Source organism: Luteimonas sp. AC640a (genome assembly GCF_979256585.1).
Genome location: NZ_CEEDOV010000007.1, coordinates 653,226 through 672,088 on the forward strand (window position 1 = coordinate 653,226; position 18,863 = coordinate 672,088).

Here is an 18,863-nt window from a genome sequence, read left to right on the forward strand (position 1 = left end):
GGCGGCGACTTTACCGCAGGCGCGCGATGGCGGGTGGCGGCTCAATGCGCGTTGAGCCGCCACTGCGCTGCTTCCTCGCGGATGCGTGCACGCTCGGTCGCATCGAGTCGTTCCAGGCTGCGCACCTGCTGCGCGGTGCGCGGATTGTCGGCCAGCAGCGCTTCGTGGCGCAGCATGAAATCCCAGTACAGGCGCGTGTACGGGCAGGCCTGCGGGCCGGTGCGCTGGCCCGGATCGAACCGGCACCGGCGGCAATAACTGCCGGCGCTCATGCGCTCGATATAGCGGCCGCTGGCGATGTAGGGCTTGCTCGACATCAAGCCGCCGTCGGCGAACTGGCTCATGCCGAGCACGTTCGGCATCTCCACCCATTCCACGGCGTCGACGTAGACGGCGAGAAACCAGCGGTGCACCTGCACCGGCTCGACGCCGAGCAGTTGTGCGTACAGGCCGATGACCATCAAACGCTGGATGTGGTGGGCGTAGCCGAGTGTCAGCGTCTGCCTGAGTGCGTCGGCCAGGCACGGCATCGGCGCATCGCCTGTCCAGTAGAAGCCGGGCAGATCGCCGGTCGCCTGCAGCGCGTTGCTGTCCGCGTAGCGCGGCATCTGCGTCCAGTACACACCGCGCACGTACTCGCGCCAGCCGAGGATCTGGCGGATATAACCCTCTGCCGCCGCCAGTGGCGCTCTGCCCGCGCGCCACGCGGCCTCCACCGCGTCGACCACTTCGCGCGGGTTGAGCAGCTTGAGATTCAGCGCGGACGCGATCTGCGAATGCCAAAGCCATGGCGCATCCGGCCACAGTGCGTCCTGCCAGCGGCCGAAGGCCGGCAGGCGTGCTTCGATGAAGTGCTCGAGTGCATGCAAGGCCTGCGCGCGGGTGACCGGCCAGGCGAAGCGATCCAGTTCACCGGGGTGATCGGCGAAGCGCACGCGTACGAGGTCGAGCACTTCGCGCGTGATCGCATCGGGTACGACGGGCGGTGGCGCCGGCACCACGCCCGGGCCCTGCGCGTCGAACGGCGCGCGGTTCTCCGCATCAAAGTTCCAGCGGCCGCCGACGGGCGTGTCGCCATCCATCAGCACGCGATGCTTGCGGCGCATGTGGCGGTAGAAGGTTTCGAGCCGCAGTTCCGGCTGACCCCGCGCCCATGCAGCGAATACGCGCACGTCGCAGTAGAAGTGCGGGTCCGGCTCGATCACCAGTTCGACACCTGCGGCCGAGGTCGCATCGCGGATTGCCTGCAGCACGCGCCAGTCGCCCGGGGCGGTCATCCTGACGGACTGCGGGCGCAGGCGTTCGACAGCTGACGCCAGTTCGGCACCAAGCGTGCCGCGATTGTCCGGGTCATCGAGCAGCCGGTAGTCGACCGTCCAGCCTTCGTGACATCGGTCCTGCGCGAAGTGCCGCATCGCGCTCAGGAACAGCGCGGTCCGCATCTTCGTGGACCACACGTGCGTGGACTCTTCGGCGACTTCCGCCATCCACACGACATCATGCGTCGGATCGCAGCCATCGAAGACCGCCGCGGTCGGATCGAGCTGGTCGCCCAGCACGATAATGAGATGGCGGATCGGATCATTCATCACGTGACGTATCGGGCGCGGCCGCAGCGCGCTTGTTGCGACGACAGCGCTCCGAGCAATAGCGCACCTCGTCCCAGGTCTTCGCCCATGCACGGCACCAGGTCATCGTGCGTCCGCAGACCGCGCAGGGTTTGCTGGGCAGATAGGACTTGTTGCCGGCAAACTCGCCGTCGCGCTTGCGTGGCATCGCTACTCTGTCCTGTCCGTGCAACGCCGCGATGATCCGGATGTGCGTCGCAGGGCATGCGATCGGTCTGGTAGCAAACGCCCGATCTCCGCGACGCCGCCGCGAGTGGCCGGGCTGCGAACGCTCAAGCGCTGCACGCGAATACGAGAAACTGGTGCAGCGCATTCGCGGGTGCCGACAGTGCTTCATCGGGCCGCCAGACCAGGCCGACTTCCATCGGCGGCACCGCATCGTCGAGCGTGCGCACGTCGATCCGCCGGCCTTCCAGCGACCACGGCCGGTACACCATGTCGGACAGGATGCTCACCCCGAATCCGTAGGCCACCAGTCCCCGCAACGCTTCCAGTGATGACGTGCGGAAGGCGACGTTGGGCTCGCGCTGCACCGACTGCCAGTAGCGCAGCGCCGAGGCTTCGCCCTCGTCCACCTTCAACATGATGTAGGGATACGCGGCCACGTCGGCCAGCCCGATCACCGGTTGCTGTGCCAGCGGATGCGACTCGGCCAGCCACAGTTGCCGGCGCGAACGGATCAGCAGCTGCCGCTTCAGCGTGTAGGGCTCGACCATGTTGGAGATGATGCAAAGCCCGAAGTCGAGCGCGCCCTCGGCCACGCCGCGTTCGATCTCGACCCGGTCCATGTCGATCAGGTCGATCTCGACCAGCGGATACGAGCGCTTGAACCGCGCCAGTAGGCTGGGCAGGAAATAGCCGAGCACCGTGTACGACGCGCCCACCCGCACCGTCCCCGCCAGGGTGTTGGCCAGGAACATCGGTTCGCTGAGCGCGTCCTGCAGGGTGTCGAGGATGTGCCGTACATGCTGGTGGAAGCGATGCCCTTCGGCGGTCAGCGCGACGCCGTGCGGCATCCGGTCGAACAGGCGCAGCCCAAGCAGGGTTTCCAACTGGGCGACCGCCGTGGTGATCACCGATTGCGAGACATGCAGCTTGCGCGCGGCCTGCGAGAACTGGCCCAGCTCGGCGGCCTCGGCGAAATAGCGCAGTTGCCGCAGCGACATGTTGGCGGGGATCTGCATGCAACGCTCCAACGGGGCGATGGTATCTGAATAAACGATACCTCATAGTCAATTAAACAAATTTACGATATTCACTCTCGCCTTTAGACTTCACGTCTGGCGGACTGCGTCACGCTCCACGCCGCCTTGAAAGCCGCGGGCCGACGCCCGTCCGACCGGGAGAAGCGTTCTTGCACCGTGCCCCGTCCAGTCCGCCCCCGCACGCGCATGCAGCGTGTGCCGCCGCGTCACCAGCTCTGCCGCCGCCCGACCGCGCGTCCAGCGACCGTACCGCCCTCTTCATTGCCGCCGCCCCCCGCCGCCGGCATGCCTGCAGCTCCATGACCCATGCCCAGCGAGGCCCCTGACATGCCCACATCCCAGAATCCGGCCGCGACCGAACCCTTGCGGTTGCACGTGCCCGAGCCGAGTGCCCGCCCGGGCCAGGCCACCGACTTCTCCTATCTGCAGCTCAGCCCGGCCGGCAGCGTCGCCAAGCCTGCGCTGGATGTGCCGGCGAGCCAGACCGCGCCGCTGACCAGCCAGCTGATCCGCGTGCTCGACGACAACGGCGACGCCGTCGGCCCGTGGGCCGCCGACATCGACGACGCGGTGCTGCTGCGCGCGATGCACGCGATGCTCAAGACCCGCGCGTTCGACGCTCGCATGCTGATCGCGCAGCGCCAGAAGAAGACCTCGTTCTACATCCAATGCACGGGCGAGGAAGCCATCGCAGTCGGCCAGACACTGGCGCTGCGCGACGGCGACATGCAGTTCCCGACCTATCGCCAGCAGGGCATCCTGATCACCAGGGAAGTACCGCTGGTCAGCATGATGTGCCAGATCCTGTCGAACGCCGCCGACCCGCTGAAGGGCCGCCAGCTGCCGATCATGTACTCGTACAAGGACGCCGGCTTCTTCTCGATCTCCGGCAACCTGACCACCCAGTACATCCAGGCCGTGGGCTGGGCAATGGCCTCGGCGATCAAGGGTGACACCAAGATCGCAACCGCATGGGTCGGCGACGGCGCGACGGCCGAAGGCGATTTCCATGCCGCGCTCGTGTTCGCGCATGTCTACCGCGCGCCGGTGATCCTCAACGTGGTCAACAACCAGTGGGCGATCTCGACCTTCCAGGCGATCGCCGGCGGCGAGAACACCACCTTCGCCGCGCGCGGCGCCGCCTACGGCATTCCGTCGCTGCGTGTGGACGGCAACGATCTGCTCGCCGTCTACGCCGCCTCGCGCTGGGCTGCCGAGCGTGCGCGCAGCAATCTCGGCTCGACGATGATCGAGTGGGTGACCTACCGCGCCGGTCCGCACTCGACCTCGGACGATCCGTCCAAGTACCGCCCGGCCGACGACGCCCAGCACTTCCCGCTCGGCGATCCGATCGATCGTCTGAAGCAGCACCTCGTCAAGCGCGGCCTGTGGAGCGACGAGCAGCACGAGACAGTGCGCGCCGAACTCGACGCGGAAGTCTCGCGTGCGTTGAAGGAAGCAGAAACCCACGGCCTGCTCGGCAGCGACAACCGTCCCGGTGCCGCCGACATGTTCAACGACGTCTACAAAGAGCTGCCCGAACACCTTCGTCGCCAGCGCCAGCAGTTGGGAGTTTGAAGATGAGTGAGACCCAGACCACCGGCGGCTCGCCGATGACGATGATCCAGGCGCTGCGTTCGGCGATGGACGTGATGCTCGAGCGCGACGACAACGTCGTCGTGTTCGGCGAGGACGTCGGCTACTTCGGCGGCGTGTTCCGCTGCACCGACGGCCTGCAGGCCAAGTACGGCAAGCAGCGCGTCTTCGACGCACCGATTTCCGAGAGCGGCATCGCCGGTGCGGCGATCGGCATGGCCGCCTACGGCCTGCGTCCGGTCGCCGAGATCCAGTTCGCCGACTACATCTATCCGGCCTACGACCAGATCGTGTCCGAGGCCGCGCGCCTGCGCTATCGATCAAACGGCATGTTCACCTCGCCACTGGTGTTCCGCACGCCCTGCGGCGGCGGCATCTACGGTGGCCAGACCCACAGCCAGAGCCCGGAGGCGATTTTCGCCCACGTGGCCGGCCTGCGTACGGTGATGCCGTCCAACCCGTATGACGCCAAGGGCCTGCTGATCGCCTCGATCGAGAACGACGATCCGGTGATCTTCCTGGAGCCCAAGCGCCTCTACAACGGCCCGTTCGACGGCCACCACGACCGCCCGGTCGTCGCCTGGTCCAAGCACGCCGACAACCTCGTGCCCGAGGGCTACTACAGCGTGCCGCTGGACAAGGCCGCCATCGTCCGCGAAGGCAAGGCGGTCACGATCCTGACCTACGGGACCACCGTGTGGGTGGCGCAGGCCGCGGCCGAAGACGCCGGCGTCGACGCCGAGGTCATCGACCTGCGCAGCCTGTGGCCGCTGGATCTCGATGCGATCACCGAGTCGGTCAAGAAGACCGGCCGCTGCATCGTGCTGCACGAGGCCACGCGTACCTGCGGCTTCGGCGCCGAGCTGGTCGCGCTGGTGCAGGAGCACTGCTTCTATCACCTGCAGGCACCGGTCGAACGCGTCACAGGCTGGGACACCCCCTACCCGCATGCGCAGGAATGGGACTACTTCCCGGGCCCGGCCCGGGTCATCGAAGCGTTGCAGCGCGTGCTGGAGGACTGAGCCATGGGACATCACGTCATCAAGATGCCGGACATCGGCGAAGGCATCGCCGAAGTCGAAGTGATCGCCTGGAAGGTCGAAGTCGGCGGCCAGGTCGCCGAGGACGAGATCGTGGCCGAGGTCATGACCGACAAGGCCATGGTCGAGATCCCCTCGCCCGTCGCGGGTACCGTGGTCTCGCTGGGCGGCAAGCCCGGCGAGATGATGGCCGTCGGCAGCGAGCTGATCCGCCTCGAAGTCGAGGGCGCCGGCAATGCCGCGTCCGCCGGTGCGCCCGCCGCGGCGAAGCCCGCAGACGCCGCTGCCGCGCCCAAGGCCGAAGCGCCGAAGCCGGCTGCGGACGCCAAGCCCGAACCGGCCGCGGAAGCCAAGCCTGCTGCGGCGCCTGCAAAGGCCGCGGCACCTGCACCGGCTGCAAAGTCGGACGCGCGCAGCGCGGTCACCAACAGCGTGCTCGCGGCCGGCGAACAGCCGCTGGCCTCGCCTGCCGTGCGTCGCCGCGCCTGGGATCTGGGCATCGAGCTGCGCTACGTGCCGGCGACCGGTCCGGGTGGCCGCATCCTGCACGCCGATCTCGACGCCTACGCCGAAGCCGGCGGCAAGGCGCAGCCGGTCGGTGGTGGCGCAGGCGGCAGCAGCTACGCGCGGCGCACCGGCGAAGAGCAGGTGCCGATCATGGGCCTGCGCCGCAAGATCGCGCAGAAGATGCAGCAGTCGTGGTCGAACATTCCGCACATCACCTATGTGGAAGAAATCGACGTCACTGAAGTCGAAGCGCTGCGCGCCAAGCTCAACGACCGCTGGGGCAAGACGCGCGGCAAGCTGACCCTGCTGCCGTTGCTGGCACGCGCGGTAGTGCTCGCGGCACGCGACTTCCCGCAGATGAACGCCCGCTTCGATGACGAAGCCAACATCGTCACCCGCTACGAGGGCGTGCAGCTCGGCATCGCAACGCAGAGCGCAGTGGGTCTGTCGGTGCCGGTGATCGCGCATGCCGAATCGCTGGATCTGTGGCAGACCGCAGCCGAGATCGGGCGTCTCGCCGCCGCCGTGCGCGAAGGCAAGGCGACCCGCGATGAGCTGTCCGGTTCGACGATCACCATCAGCAGCCTCGGCCCCGTCGGCGGCGTGGTGTCGACACCGATCATCAACCACCCGGAAGTGGCGATCGTCGGCGTCAACCGCATCATCGAACGTCCGATGTTCCGCGAGGGCCAGGTCGTCGCGCGCAAGCTGATGAACCTCTCGTCCTCGTTCGACCATCGCATCGTCGACGGCATGGACGCGGCCGAATTCGTGCAGGCGATCCGTCTCCGCCTGGAAACCCCTGCACTGCTGTTCGTGGAGTAATTGATGAGCCAGTCCCAGACCATCGAAACCCAGCTGCTGGTCATCGGCGGCGGCCCCGGCGGTTACATCGCCGGCATCCGCGCCGGCCAGCTCGGCGTCAAGACCATCGTCGTCGAAGGCGTCAACCCGGGCGGTACCTGCCTCAACATCGGCTGCATTCCGTCCAAGGCGCTGATCCATGCCGCCGAAGAATTCGCCAAGGTCGCCAGTTACGCAGCCGGCACGTCCCCGCTCGGCATCAGCGTGCAGGCACCGGCGCTGGATCTGGCGAAGACCGTTGCCTGGAAGGCCGGCATCGTCAAGAAACTCACCGGCGGCGTGAGCGCGTTGCTGAAGAAGAACGGCGCGCAGCTGATCAAAGGCTGGGCGACGATCGTCGACGGCAAGACCGTCGATGTCGCCGGCGCTGGCGAGGACGGCGGCACGTTGCGCATCAAGTGCGAGCACCTGCTGCTCGCCACGGGTTCGGAGCCGGTGGAACTGCCGTTCCTGCCGTTCGGCGGTAAGGTGATTTCCTCGACCGAAGCGCTGTCGCCGACCTCGCTGCCGAAGCATCTGATCGTCGTCGGTGGCGGCTACATCGGTCTGGAACTCGGCACCGCCTATCGCAAGCTCGGCTGCGAAGTCACCGTGGTCGAAGCGCAGGACCGCATCCTGCCGGCCTACGACAGTGAGCTGACCAAGCCGGTGGCCACGCATCTCGACAAGTCGGGCGTCAAGGTGCTGACGAAGCACAGCGTGCTCGGCCTGACCGACGGCGGCGCCTTGCGCGTGCGCGATCCGGACGGCAACGAGCTCACGCTCGACGCCGAGCAGATCCTGGTCGCGGTCGGTCGTCGTCCGAAGACCGATGGCTTCAACCTCGAATCGCTGGGTCTCGATCTCGCCGGCAAGGCGATCAAAATCGACGACCAGTGCAAGACCTCGATGCGCAACGTCTGGGCGATCGGCGATGTCGCCGGCGAACCGATGCTGGCGCACCGTGCGATGGCGCAGGGCGAACTGGTGGCTGAAGTGGTCAGCGGCAAGAAGCGCCACTTCATGCCGGCGGCGATTCCGGCGGTGTGCTTCACCGATCCGGAAGTCGTCGTCGTCGGTCTGTCGCCGGATGAAGCCAAGGCGCAGGGCATCGAGATCAAGACCTCGATGTTCCCGTTCGCGGCCAATGGCCGCGCGATGTCGCTGGAGTCGACCGATGGCTTCGTGCGCGTGGTCGCGCGCGCGGGCGATCACCGCATTCTCGGCTGGCAGGCCGTCGGCGTGCAGGTGTCCGAACTGTCGATCGCATTCGTGCAGTCGATCGAGATGGGCGCAACGCTCGAAGACATCGCCGGTACCATCCACCCCCACCCGACGCTGGGCGAAGCCGTGCAGGAAGCCGCACTCCGCGCACTCGGCCACGCCCTGCACATCTGAGTCCCGCGCATGACTGACGCCACGTTCCCCACCTTCCGCCACGTCCCTTCGCAGCAGGCGCGCGAGCAGGCCGATCGCGAGAAGATCCTCGCCGATCCCGGTTTCGGCGTGCATTTCACCGATCACATGGTCGCCATCGACTGGACCGTCGAGGACGGCTGGCACGACGCGCACGTGCGGCCTTACGGCCCGCTGACGTTCTCGCCCGCCGCCGCGGTGCTGCATTACGGCCAGGAAATCTTCGAAGGCATGAAGGCGTTCCGTCATGCCGACGGTTCGGTGTGGACCTTCCGTCCGGAGTCCAACGGTCGTCGCCTGCAGCATTCGGCCCGTCGCATGGCGCTGCCGGAACTGCCGGTGGATCTGTTCGTCGAGTCGATCAAGCAGCTGGTCAAGACCGATGAAGCCTGGGTGCCGGGCGGCGGCGAATCGAGCCTGTACATCCGGCCTTTCATGATCGCCAACGAGGATTTCCTCGGCGTGCGCCCGGCGCGTCGCGTGGCCTATTACGTGATCGCCAGCCCCGCCGGCGCCTACTTCAAGGGCGGCATCAAGCCGGTCTCGATCTGGCTCTCGCGCGACTACGCACGTGCCGGCCGCGGTGGCACCGGTTCGGCCAAGTGCGGCGGCAACTATGCGTCGTCGCTGCTGCCGCAGCGCGAGGCGGTCGAAAACGGCTGCGCGCAGGTGCTGTTCCTCGATGCGGAAACCAATACATACGTCGAAGAACTCGGCGGCATGAACGTGTTCCTGGTGCAGAAGGACGGCAGCGTCATCACCCCGTCGCTGACCGGCAGCATCCTCGAGGGCATCACCCGCGACAGCGTGATCCAGCTGCTGCGCGATCGCGGCCACACCGTGACCGAACGCCGCGTCGAGATCGCCGAGTGGATGGAAGGCGTGCGCTCGGGTGAGATCAGTGAGGTCTTCGCCTGCGGCACCGCGGCCAGCATCTCCCCGATCGGCGTGCTCAAGGGCGCCGATTTCAGTGTCGGCGATGCCGATGCGCAGCCGGGCGAAATCACGATGGGCATCCGCAAGGATCTGCTCGACATCCAGTACGGCCGCGCGCCGGACCGGCATGGCTGGTTGACGCGTCTGGTCTGATCCATCGCGTCAGGTGACGGAAAACGGCCCGCATTGCGGGCCGTTTTCTTACTGGCGTTGCGATTATCCGCATCGACTTCAGCGGCTCGCTGGCAAACTCTGTCGACGCCTTGAATCAGGCAGCGGCGTTCCTCGCCAGCGCCACCGTCGCGAGCTTGCTGGCCGGCTTGCGGCCCAGTTCGCCGCTGATCCACACCGCTGTGTCGGTCACCGTGTCCAGATCGATACCGGTGCGCAGGCCCAGCCCTTCGAGCATGTACAGCAGATCCTCGGTGGCGAGGTTGCCGCTGGCGCCCTTCGCATACGGGCAACCGCCGAGGCCGCCGACCGCGCTGTCGACCACGCGCACGCCGGCTTCCAGGCACGCCAGCACGTTGGCCAGCGCCTGGCCGTAGGTGTCGTGGAAATGCACGGCGAGCTGCGTCATCGGCACGGCCTGCGCGCAGGCCAGCAGCATCTCGCGGGCCTTGGCGGGCGTGCCGACGCCGATGGTGTCGCCGAGCGAGATCTCGTCGCAGCCCATCGCATGCAAGGCGCTGGCGACGCGTACGACGTCGATGAGCGGGACATGGCCCTGATAGGGACAGCCGAGCACGGTGGACACATAGCCGCGAACCGACACACCCGCAGCACGCGCCTGCTCGACGACCGGCTTCAGCCGTTCGAGCGAGCCATCGACGTCGATGTTGGTGTTCTTGAGGTTGAACGCATCCGATGCGGCCGTGAACACCGCGATGTGCCGCACGCCGGCGGCCAGCGCACGCTCCAGGCCTTTCGCGTTGGGCACCAGCACCGGATAGGCGACGCCGTCGCACTGCTGGATGCCGGCAAGCACTTCCTCGGCATCGGCCAGCTGCGGCACCCACTTCGGGCTGACGAAGCTGCTGGCTTCGACGACCTGGAAACCGCAGACCGACAACCGGTCGATCAATGCGATCTTGGTTGCGGCCGGCACCAGCGTTTTTTCGTTCTGCAGCCCGTCGCGCGGACCGACTTCGACGACGCGAACGAAGTCGCTCATGCCGCGCCCTCCTCCGCATCGCCCTCGACGAAATCGACCAGCACCGCGCCGTCAGCGACCAGATCGCCCTGCTTTGCGAGGAACGCCTTGACCACGCCGTCGTGCGGGGCCTGCAGCGTGTGTTCCATCTTCATGGCTTCCATCACCAGCAGCGGCGTGCCCTTCTTGATCGGCGTATCGAGCGGTGCCAGCAGTTCGACGATGCGGCCCGGCATCGGCGCGATCACCGCGCCGGCATGCGCTTCGGCGCCGGTGTGTCGATGCAGCGGATCGACGTGTTCGAACACGAAGCGATCTTCGCTGCGATACAGCACGACCTGCGCGCCCTGCACCAGCACATCGACATTGCGACGCACGCCGTCGAGGGCAGCGGTCAGTGTCGGTGCGGTCCATTGGAAGTTGACGGGAGTGACCGCCTCGCCATCGAAGCCGATGCGCAGACCGTCGTGGTCCTGGCGCAACGCGATCCGGCGGGTCTGTCCGTTCGCCGACAACTCGATGAAGCGTGCGGCGTGGGTGTCGAGGCGCCAGCCGTCGGCGATGGCCCAGGGCGAAGCGGCCCTCACCCCTGCCCCTCTTCCGGAGGGAGAGGGGTTCGAAGTCGCGCTGTTCGTTGCCGCCTGCGAATGCGCCCAGAACCCGAGCGCGGCCAGCATCCACGCTGCATCGTCGGCTTCGGGCAAGGGCGCGAGCAGCGTGTCGATCTCGCGTGCGACGAGTCCGGTATCCAGGCGCGCGGCAGAGAAATCTGCCTGACGCGCGAGACGGCCGAGGAACACCGCATTGGTCGTCACGCCGACGACGCGCACCGCATCGATGGTCTGACGCAGACGCTGCAGGGCACGCGGACGGTCCTCGTCCCAGACGATTAGCTTGGCGATCATCGGGTCGTACCACGGGCTGATCGCGTCGCCCTGCTCCACGCCGGTGTCGATCCGCACATGCGCGCTCGCTTCGGGGAACTGCATGACCTGCAGCGTGCCGGTTGACGGGAGGAAACCCTTCAACGCGTCCTCTGCATACAGGCGCGCTTCGATCGCATGGCCGCGGTGGTGGATCTGATCCTGACGCAGCGGCAGCGCCTGGCCGGCGGCCGCGCGCAGCTGCCATTCGACGAGATCGATGCCGGTGACCAGTTCGGTGACCGGATGTTCGACCTGCAGCCGGGTGTTCATTTCCATGAAGTGGAAATCGCCGCTCTCGCCGACGATGAACTCGATCGTGCCGGCACCGATGTAGTCGACCGCGCGCGCGGCGGCGACCGCAGCCTGTGCCATGGCCTCGCGCTGCGCGTCGCTCAGTTCGGGCGCGGGCGCTTCTTCCAGCACCTTCTGGTGCCGACGCTGCACCGAGCAATCGCGCTCGAACAGGTGCACCACGTTGCCGTGGCTGTCGCCGAAGACCTGCATCTCCACATGGCGCGGCCGCACGATGTAGCGCTCAATCAGCACGCGCGCATCGCCGAACGAACTCTCGGCCTCGCGCTGGCAGGAGAGCAGCGCCGCCGCGAAGTCCTCGCTCTTCTCGACCAGGCGCATGCCTTTGCCGCCGCCGCCGGCGCTGGCCTTGATCAGTACCGGGTAGCGGATCTCATCGGCCTGCTGCTGCAGGAACGCGGGATCCTGGTTGTCGCCGTGATAGCCCGGCGTCACCGGCACATTGGCGGCCTGCATCAGCGCCTTGGCTTCGCGCTTGTCGCCCATCGCCTGGATCGACTTGGGGCTAGGCCCGATGAAGACCACGCCGGCATCGGCGCAGGCCTGCGCGAATGCCGCGTTCTCGGACAGGAAGCCATAGCCCGGATGGATCGCCTGCGCACCGGTGCGGCGCGCGGCATCCAGCAGCTTGTCGGCGCGCAGATAACTTTCGCGCGCCGCCGAGGGCCCGATGTGCACGGCCTCGTCGGCCAGACGTACATGGCGCGCGTTGCGATCGGCGTCGGAGTACACCGCCACGGTGCGGATGCCGAGCCGGCGACAGGTCGCGATGATGCGACACGCGATCTCGCCGCGGTTGGCGATCAGCACGGTGTCGAACAGCGCGCCTTCGGAAAATCCAGTGGTCATCGGGCGTCCTTTGCGCGGCGTGCGGACAGGAACGCATCCAGTCGCTTGCGGGCTTCGTCGGTGGCGCGGATGTCGGCGATGCGCGCGGCGGTGTCGGCGATCAACGCATCGCCGATGGTCTGGCCATCGAGATCGCGGATCAGCCGCTTGGATTCGGCCTGTGCATTCGGCCCCCCCTGCGCCAGCGCCTGCACCAGGGTGTCGATCGCGGCGTCAAGCGCGTCCTCGGCGACGACTTCATGCACCAGTCCGATCTCGTACGCCTTCGCCGGCTGGATCAGTTCAGCCGTCAGGAAATAGCGCGCGGCCTGGCGCGGGCCGATCGCGCGCAGCACGTACGGGCCGATGGTCGCGGGAATCAGGCCGAACTTGACCTCGGACGTCGCGAACACCGCTTTCTCGCTGGCGACCGCGATATCGCAGGCGGCGACCAGACCCAGCCCGCCACCGATTGCCGCGCCATGCACGCGCGCGATCGTCGGCTTCGGCAGTTCCGCCAGGCGGCGCAGCATGCGCGCCAGTGCTTCGGCTTCGTCGCGATTGCGCGCCACGTCGTAGTCGGCGGCGCGGCGCATCCAGTCGAGATCGGCGCCGGCGGAAAAACTGCGGCCGCGACCCGCCAATACGACGACGCGCACGCTGTCGTCGGCGCCCAGCGTCTGCAGGCCGCGATCGATCGCATCGATCAGGTGTTCGTCGAACGCGTTGTGCCGCTCGGGGCGATCCATCCACAAGGTCGCCACGGCGCCGTTGCGTTCGATCCCGATGTTCGGTGTGTCGGTCATTGCGGTGTCCTCGTCGCGCCCGGTCACATCCGGAAGATGCCGAACTTGGTTTCTTCATTCGGTGCGTTTAATGCCGCCGACAGGGCCAGCCCCAATGCACGCCGGGTCTTGGCCGGATCGATGATGCCGTCGTCCCACAGTCGTGCGCTGGCGTAATACGGATGGCCCTGCTGCTCGAACTGTTCGCGGATCGGCGCCTTGAACGCATCCTCGTCCTCCGCCGACCAGGTGCCACCCTTCGCTTCGATGCCATCGCGGCGCACGGTGGCCAGCACGCCGGCCGCCTGTTCGCCGCCCATCACGCCGATGCGGGCGTTGGGCCACATCCACAGGAAACGCGGCGAGTACGCACGGCCGTTCATGCCGTAATTGCCGGCGCCGAAACTGCCGCCGATGACGACGGTGAACTTCGGCACCTTCGCGCAGGCGACCGCGGTGACCAGCTTCGCGCCATCACGCGCGATGCCGCCGTTCTCGTATTTCTTGCCGACCATGAAGCCGGTGATGTTCTGCAGGAACAGCAGCGGAATACCGCGCTTGGCGCACAGCTCGACGAAGTGCGCGCCCTTGAGTGCGCTCTCGGAGAACAGGATGCCGTTGTTGGCGACGATGCCGATCGGATAGCCGTGCAGATGCGCGAAGCCGGTGACCAGTGTGGTGCCGTAGCGCGCCTTGAACTCGTCGAAACGCGAGCCGTCGACGAGGCGCGCGATGACTTCGCGCACGTCGTAGGGCTTGCGCGTATCGGCCGGAATCACGCCATAGAGTTCTTCGGCCGGATACGCCGGCTCTTCCGACGTCTGCGTGAGCAGCTCGCCCTGCTTGCGCCAGTTGAGCGAGGCGACGATGTCGCGCACGCGCGACAGCGCATCGAGATCGTCTTCGGCGAAATGATCGGCCACGCCCGAGATGCGCGTGTGCACGTCGGCGCCGCCCAGCGATTCGGCGTCCACCTCTTCGCCCGTCGCGGCCTTCACCAGCGGCGGGCCGCCGAGGAAGATCGTGCCCTGTTCCTTGACGATCACCGTCTCGTCGCTCATCGCCGGCACGTAGGCGCCGCCTGCGGTGCACGAGCCCATGACGCAGGCGATCTGCGGAATGCCCTGCGCCGAGAGATTGGCCTGGTTGTAGAAGATCCGGCCGAAATGGTCGCGGTCGGGGAACACCTCGTCCTGCATCGGCAGGAACGCGCCGCCCGAATCGACCAGATAGATGCACGGCAGGCGGTTCTGCTGCGCGATCTCCTGCGCACGCAGATGCTTCTTCACCGTGATCGGGTAATAGGTGCCGCCCTTCACCGTCGCATCGTTGGCGACGATCATGCATTCGACGCCGCTGACCAGACCGATGCCGGCGACGACGCCCGCGCTGGGCACTTCGCCGCCGTACATGCCGTGCGCCGCCATCGGTGCGACCTCGAGGAACGGCGCGCCGGGATCGATCAGTGCATCGATGCGATCACGCACCAGCAGCTTGCCGCGCTTGCGGTGCTTTTCGCGCGCGGCCTCGCTGCCGCCCTGCGCGATGCGCGCATGCGTGGCACGCAGATCGTCGAGTGCCGTCTGCATCGCAGCGGCATTGGTCTGGAAGCTCTCACCGGCCGGGTCGATCCGGCTCTGCAGGATGGCCATCGGTGCGCGCCTCAGCTGGTCTGGCGGAACAGTTCGCGGCCGATCAGCATGCGCCGGATCTCCGACGTGCCGGCGCCGATCTCGTAGAGCTTGGCGTCACGCCACAGCCGGCCCGCCGGGTACTCGTTGATGTAGCCGTTGCCGCCCAGCGCCTGGATCGCCTCACCGGCCAGCCACGTCGCCTTCTCGGCAGCGTAGAGAATCACGCCGGCCGCGTCCTGGCGGGTGATCTTGCCGGCGTCGGCCGCCTTCGCCACCGCGTACACATAGGCGCGGCAGGCGTTGTAGGCGACATACATGTCGGCGATCTTGCCCTGCATCAGCTGGAAGTTGCCGATCGCCTCGCCGAACTGATGGCGCTCGTGCACGTACGGCAGCACCGTATCCAGGCCCGCGGCCATCAGTCCCAGCGGACCGCCCGCCAGCACCAGGCGCTCGTAGTCGAGGCCGGACATCAATACCTTGACGCCGCCGCCCACTTCGCCGAGCACGTTCTCGACCGGCACTTCGCAATCCTCGAACACCAGTTCGCAGGTATCCGACGAGCGCATGCCGAGCTTGTCGAGCTTCTGCGCGGTCGAGAACCCCTTGAAGCCCTTCTCGATGATGAAAGTGGTGATGCCCTTCGGGCCGGCATCGGGATCGGTCTTGGCGTAGACCACCAGCACGTCGGCGGTCGGCCCGTTGGTGATCCACATCTTGTTGCCGTTGAGCACGTAGCGGTCACCGCGCAGTTCGGCGCGCAGCTTCATGCCCACCACGTCCGAGCCCGCGCCCGGCTCGCTCATCGCCAGCGCGCCCACGTGCTCACCGCTGCACAGCTTCGGCAGATATTTTTGCTTCTGCGCCTCGCTGGCGTTCTTGCGCAGCTGGTTGAGGCACAGGTTGGAGTGCGCGCCGTAGGACAGACCGATGCCGCCAGATGCGCGCGAGATCTCTTCCATCGCGACCACGTGGGCCAGATAGCCCAGACCGGTGCCGCCGTATTGTTCCTCGACGGTGATGCCCAGCAGGCCCTGCGCGCCGAGCTTGGTCCACAGCGCGTGCGGGAACAGGTTGTCCTCGTCGGCACGCGTGGCGAGAGGCGCGATTTCCTGCGCGGCGAAGTCCTGCACGGACTCGCGGATCATCTCGATCTCTTCGCCGAGTTGGAAATCGATGGACGGAATACGCATGCTGGACTCCAGGGCTGCCGGGGGGCGACCACCCCACGCGCATGGCGCCCGCGCGGTGGTCCTGATCGGCACAGGCTAGCGGGTTCCGGCCAAGAATTGAACTAATATTCACAAATTGAACCGAGGATCACGTTTTGAGCTATCGGCGTTCAGACCTGATGGAAGAGCGGATGACCCGCAACCGTGAGCGGATCGTCCACGCCGCGCGCACGTTGGTGTCCGTCGACGGCTTCCGCGGCGCCCAGGTGGCCGCCGTTGCAGCCGAGGCTGGCGTCTCCACCGGGCTGATCTATCGCTACTTTCCGTCCAAGACGGAACTGTTCGTCGAAGTGCTGACTGTCGCCATCGACGCCGAAATCGTGATCCTGCGCAGCGCGGCTGCCGCCCACACCAATGCGCGCGACCAGCTGAGCGCCGCCATCGAAGCCTTCGTGCGCCGCGCCCTCGCCGGCCCCGCCTTGGCCTACGCGTTCATCGCCGAGCCCGTCGACCCCGAAGTGGACGCCGAACGTATCCGCGGCCGCCGCCGCTTCGGCGACGTGTTCCGCGACATCCTGCTGGCCGGCATCGAACGCCAGGAATTCCCTGTCCAGGATGCCGACGTCACCGCCGCCTGCATCGTCGGCGCATTCACCGAAGCGCTGGTCGGACCGGTGGCGCCGATCCTGAAAGAGAAGACGTCGGGACCGGCGCAGCTGGTGGAGTCGATTCGCGAGGTGTGTTTGCGGGCGGCGGGGTCGGTGCGCTAGCGCCTGTGCCTGCAAAGCCGCGTCGATCAGTTCAGCGACACAAGACGGAGAGCGCGGCGTCTCATGCCACCAGGGTGAGCATGAGTTCCGCCCCGGCCTGCGTCTCACGCACGCGATAGCGCGACACCTGCCCCACCAATGCATCGGCTTCGTGCTCGAGGCTGCGCGCACTTGCCATCGCCTCTTCGACCAGCGCCGCGTTCTGCTGCGTCGCCTCATCCATCGCGTTGATCGCGCCCTTGATCAGATCGATTCCCGAGCTCTGTTCGGCGGCCGCGACGGCAATGTCGGCCATCAAGCGGTTGACCTGTCGAATACTGTCGACCGTGCGCGAAATGGTGGCGCCCGCATCGGCCGCGATCTTCGCGCCCGCATCGACAGTCCTGCCCGACTCCGCGATCAGACCCCGGATATTCTTCGACGCTTCCGCGCAGCGTTGGGCAAGGGCGCGGATCTCGGTCGCCACGACTGCGAAGCCGCGTCCTTCCGCACCGGCGCGCGCCGCCTCGACGGCCGCGTTGAGCGACAGGATGTTGGTCTGGAAGGCGATGCCTTCGATGACCGACGTGATCTCGGCGATCTGGGTGGCGCCGCGTTGGATCTCGCGCATCGTGCCGACCACCTGGCTCACCAGCTCATGGCCTTCTTCCGCGACCTGGGTCGCGTTCTGCGCCAGCGCTGTGCTCTGCCTGGCGTTCTCCGCCGTGGCGCGAACCGTTGCCGCAATCTCTTCCACGGAGGACGCCGTCTCCTCCAGCGATGACGCCTGGGTCTCGGTGCGGAGTGACAGGTTTTCGTTGCCGGATGCGATCTCGCTTGCTGCGGTATGCACTTCCGACGAGGCTGCCGAGACGTGGGCCACCATGCGCCCCATGGATTCGACCAGCGCGTTGACGTCGCTGCATAGCTCGGCGATCGCGCCGCTGCGGCCCGCCATCGAGACCCGCCGCCGCAGGTCACCGTTGCCCGCATCTGCGACCACTTCACCGACCTCGGCCACCGCGACCGCGAGGTCCCGTTCGCGCATCACTTCCGCGGTGATGTCGGTCGCGTACTTCACGACCTTCCACAGTCGCCCATCGCCATCGAAGATCGGGTTGTAAGACGCCTGGATCCAGATCTCGCTGCCGTCCTTGCCCATGCGACGGTAGCGACCCGCGTCGAAGTTGCCTGCAGCCAGGTTCGCCCAGAACGCCTGGTAGACCTCACCGCGCGGTTCTTCGGGATGCAGGAACATCGAGTGGTGCTTGCCCTGGATCTCTGCAAGCGTGTAGCCAGTGGCGGCCGAGAAGTTCTCGTTCGCCCAGAGCACACGAGCTTGCAGGTCGAACTCGATCACCGCCTGCACTTTGGAGATGGCGGCAATCTGCCCTGCAAAATTGGCCGCCTCGCGCATCTTGGCGGTGATATCGGTCGCGAACTTGACGATCCTGCAGGGCGCCCCGGCGGCGTCGAGCACGGGGTTGTAGGACGCCTCGATCCACACCGGCGCGCCGGTGCTGGAAATCCGGCGGAAGCGTCCGGTCTGGGGTTCGCCTGTGCGCAACGCCTCCCAGAACTGCGTGTACTCCAGCGAAGTCGCGTACCCGCCCTCAACGAAAATGCTGTGGTGCTTGCCCTGGATCTGCGCGAGGCTGTAACCCACTGCCGATAGAAAATTCGCGTTGGCGGTGCGGATCGTGCCGTCGAGATCGAACTCGATGATGGCCTGGGCCCGATCGATGGCAGCGATGAGGCTCCGCGCTTCCGCCAAGGCGAAATCTGCTTGTGCAGTCTCGGTGGTCGCGCCCCTGCCGGCGAACAACCTCGCAATGTTGTTGAATCTCATGACGCTCCGTGTGCGGCAGCACTCAAGTTGAATGGGTCCCTTGTGTGCACTATCGACCGGGTTGCGCATTCCTTGATGCCCAACGCTGACGCAACCGGGCGACGGATCGGAGGTTCCGCCGCGTCTGCAGCGCAGGGGCCGGTCTCGATCGAGGTCTCCTACACCGCCGCGCCCGACGCCGCTGGTGTGCGCTGCAGAGTCATCAGGTCCGCGCTTGATCAATGTCACCGGCAGGACGCACGCGACAACCGCTGCGCGGCCAGGCCCTGCTTTGGCGCGCATTG

15 protein-coding genes are annotated in these 18,863 nt (G+C 66.8%); 6 read left to right on the plus strand and 9 right to left on the minus strand.

The annotated features are described in order from the left end of the window. Nucleotides 1-41: 41 nt before the first annotated feature. From ACZ9YD_RS07235 to ACZ9YD_RS07245, 3 genes are all read right to left on the minus strand, one after another. Nucleotides 42-1,589 carry a cryptochrome/photolyase family protein gene (locus tag ACZ9YD_RS07235; RefSeq protein WP_465074444.1) on the minus strand — a complete coding sequence of 516 codons (1,548 nt, stop codon included), beginning with the start codon at nt 1,587-1,589 and terminating at the stop codon, nt 42-44. After that, on the minus strand, nt 1,582-1,776 hold the full coding sequence (locus ACZ9YD_RS07240; protein WP_465074445.1) for a DUF2256 domain-containing protein: 195 nt from the start codon (nt 1,774-1,776) through the stop codon (nt 1,582-1,584). Before ACZ9YD_RS07240 ends, ACZ9YD_RS07235 begins: the two co-directional genes overlap by 8 nt. 124 nt (nt 1,777-1,900) lie before the next feature. Beyond that, on the minus strand, nt 1,901-2,812 hold the full coding sequence (locus ACZ9YD_RS07245; RefSeq protein WP_232135165.1) for a LysR family transcriptional regulator: 912 nt from the start codon (nt 2,810-2,812) through the stop codon (nt 1,901-1,903). Nucleotides 2,813-3,160: 348 nt separating this feature from the next. Here ACZ9YD_RS07245 and ACZ9YD_RS07250 point away from each other — a divergent pair, with 348 nt between their 5' ends. Genes ACZ9YD_RS07250 through ACZ9YD_RS07270 form a run of 5 tightly spaced genes read left to right on the plus strand, consistent with a single transcriptional unit; the run spans nt 3,161 to nt 9,324 of the window. Next, complete coding sequence (locus ACZ9YD_RS07250) at nt 3,161-4,411, plus strand: thiamine pyrophosphate-dependent enzyme (RefSeq protein ID WP_465074446.1); 1,251 nt, start codon at nt 3,161-3,163, stop codon at nt 4,409-4,411. 2 nt (nt 4,412-4,413) lie between these two features. Beyond that, complete coding sequence (locus ACZ9YD_RS07255) at nt 4,414-5,451, plus strand: alpha-ketoacid dehydrogenase subunit beta (RefSeq protein ID WP_465074447.1); 1,038 nt, start codon at nt 4,414-4,416, stop codon at nt 5,449-5,451. 3 nt (nt 5,452-5,454) lie between these two features. Continuing rightward, on the plus strand, nt 5,455-6,801 hold the full coding sequence (locus ACZ9YD_RS07260) for a dihydrolipoamide acetyltransferase family protein (RefSeq protein ID WP_465074448.1): 1,347 nt from the start codon (nt 5,455-5,457) through the stop codon (nt 6,799-6,801). A gap of 3 nt (nt 6,802-6,804) precedes the next feature. Next, on the plus strand, nt 6,805-8,217 hold the full coding sequence (gene lpdA, locus ACZ9YD_RS07265) for a dihydrolipoyl dehydrogenase (RefSeq protein WP_465074449.1): 1,413 nt from the start codon (nt 6,805-6,807) through the stop codon (nt 8,215-8,217). 9 nt (nt 8,218-8,226) lie between these two features. Then, complete coding sequence (locus ACZ9YD_RS07270; protein ID WP_232135156.1) at nt 8,227-9,324, plus strand: branched-chain amino acid aminotransferase; 1,098 nt, start codon at nt 8,227-8,229, stop codon at nt 9,322-9,324. Between the two features lie 115 nt (nt 9,325-9,439). On the opposite strand, the gene ACZ9YD_RS07275 is transcribed toward ACZ9YD_RS07270, so the two are convergent. The 5 genes from ACZ9YD_RS07275 to ACZ9YD_RS07295 are packed head-to-tail and all read right to left on the minus strand — an operon-like array spanning nt 9,440 to nt 16,002. After that, on the minus strand, nt 9,440-10,345 hold the full coding sequence (locus tag ACZ9YD_RS07275; RefSeq protein ID WP_465074450.1) for a hydroxymethylglutaryl-CoA lyase: 906 nt from the start codon (nt 10,343-10,345) through the stop codon (nt 9,440-9,442). Then, nucleotides 10,342-12,411, minus strand: a complete 2,070-nt coding sequence (locus tag ACZ9YD_RS07280) for an acetyl/propionyl/methylcrotonyl-CoA carboxylase subunit alpha (protein WP_465074451.1) — start codon at nt 12,409-12,411, stop codon at nt 10,342-10,344. Before ACZ9YD_RS07280 ends, ACZ9YD_RS07275 begins: the two co-directional genes overlap by 4 nt. Further along, nucleotides 12,408-13,196, minus strand: a complete 789-nt coding sequence (locus ACZ9YD_RS07285; RefSeq protein WP_465074452.1) for an enoyl-CoA hydratase/isomerase family protein — start codon at nt 13,194-13,196, stop codon at nt 12,408-12,410. Before ACZ9YD_RS07285 ends, ACZ9YD_RS07280 begins: the two co-directional genes overlap by 4 nt. 23 nt (nt 13,197-13,219) lie before the next feature. Beyond that, nucleotides 13,220-14,827 (minus strand): carboxyl transferase domain-containing protein, encoded by a 1,608-nt coding sequence (locus ACZ9YD_RS07290; protein WP_465074453.1) that lies wholly within the window; start codon nt 14,825-14,827, stop codon nt 13,220-13,222. Nucleotides 14,828-14,838: 11 nt separating this feature from the next. Further along, on the minus strand, nt 14,839-16,002 hold the full coding sequence (locus tag ACZ9YD_RS07295; RefSeq protein WP_465074454.1) for an isovaleryl-CoA dehydrogenase: 1,164 nt from the start codon (nt 16,000-16,002) through the stop codon (nt 14,839-14,841). 134 nt (nt 16,003-16,136) lie between these two features. On the opposite strand from ACZ9YD_RS07295, the gene ACZ9YD_RS07300 reads away from it, so the two are divergent. Then, nucleotides 16,137-16,751, plus strand: coding sequence for a TetR/AcrR family transcriptional regulator (locus ACZ9YD_RS07300; RefSeq protein WP_465074455.1), 615 nt, complete (start codon nt 16,137-16,139; stop codon nt 16,749-16,751). A gap of 61 nt (nt 16,752-16,812) precedes the next feature. Here ACZ9YD_RS07300 and ACZ9YD_RS07305 read toward each other — a convergent pair whose 3' ends face one another. Beyond that, complete coding sequence (locus ACZ9YD_RS07305) at nt 16,813-18,579, minus strand: methyl-accepting chemotaxis protein (protein ID WP_465074456.1); 1,767 nt, start codon at nt 18,577-18,579, stop codon at nt 16,813-16,815. Nucleotides 18,580-18,863 lie beyond the last annotated feature (284 nt).

Coding starts and splice junctions, on each gene's coding strand:
- ACZ9YD_RS07235 (WP_465074444.1), bottom strand. CDS start 1,589: ATGAATGATCCGATCCGCCATCTCATTATCGTGCTGGGCGACCAGCTC.
- ACZ9YD_RS07305 (WP_465074456.1), bottom strand. CDS start 18,579: ATGAGATTCAACAACATTGCGAGGTTGTTCGCCGGCAGGGGCGCGACC.
- ACZ9YD_RS07245 (WP_232135165.1), bottom strand. CDS start 2,812: ATGCAGATCCCCGCCAACATGTCGCTGCGGCAACTGCGCTATTTCGCC.
- ACZ9YD_RS07285 (WP_465074452.1), bottom strand. CDS start 13,196: ATGACCGACACACCGAACATCGGGATCGAACGCAACGGCGCCGTGGCG.
- lpdA (WP_465074449.1), top strand. CDS start 6,805: ATGAGCCAGTCCCAGACCATCGAAACCCAGCTGCTGGTCATCGGCGGC.
- ACZ9YD_RS07275 (WP_465074450.1), bottom strand. CDS start 10,345: ATGAGCGACTTCGTTCGCGTCGTCGAAGTCGGTCCGCGCGACGGGCTG.
- ACZ9YD_RS07260 (WP_465074448.1), top strand. CDS start 5,455: ATGGGACATCACGTCATCAAGATGCCGGACATCGGCGAAGGCATCGCC.
- ACZ9YD_RS07250 (WP_465074446.1), top strand. CDS start 3,161: ATGCCCACATCCCAGAATCCGGCCGCGACCGAACCCTTGCGGTTGCAC.
- ACZ9YD_RS07270 (WP_232135156.1), top strand. CDS start 8,227: ATGACTGACGCCACGTTCCCCACCTTCCGCCACGTCCCTTCGCAGCAG.
- ACZ9YD_RS07255 (WP_465074447.1), top strand. CDS start 4,414: ATGAGTGAGACCCAGACCACCGGCGGCTCGCCGATGACGATGATCCAG.
- ACZ9YD_RS07295 (WP_465074454.1), bottom strand. CDS start 16,002: ATGCGTATTCCGTCCATCGATTTCCAACTCGGCGAAGAGATCGAGATG.
- ACZ9YD_RS07290 (WP_465074453.1), bottom strand. CDS start 14,827: ATGGCCATCCTGCAGAGCCGGATCGACCCGGCCGGTGAGAGCTTCCAG.
- ACZ9YD_RS07280 (WP_465074451.1), bottom strand. CDS start 12,411: ATGACCACTGGATTTTCCGAAGGCGCGCTGTTCGACACCGTGCTGATC.
- ACZ9YD_RS07240 (WP_465074445.1), bottom strand. CDS start 1,776: ATGCCACGCAAGCGCGACGGCGAGTTTGCCGGCAACAAGTCCTATCTG.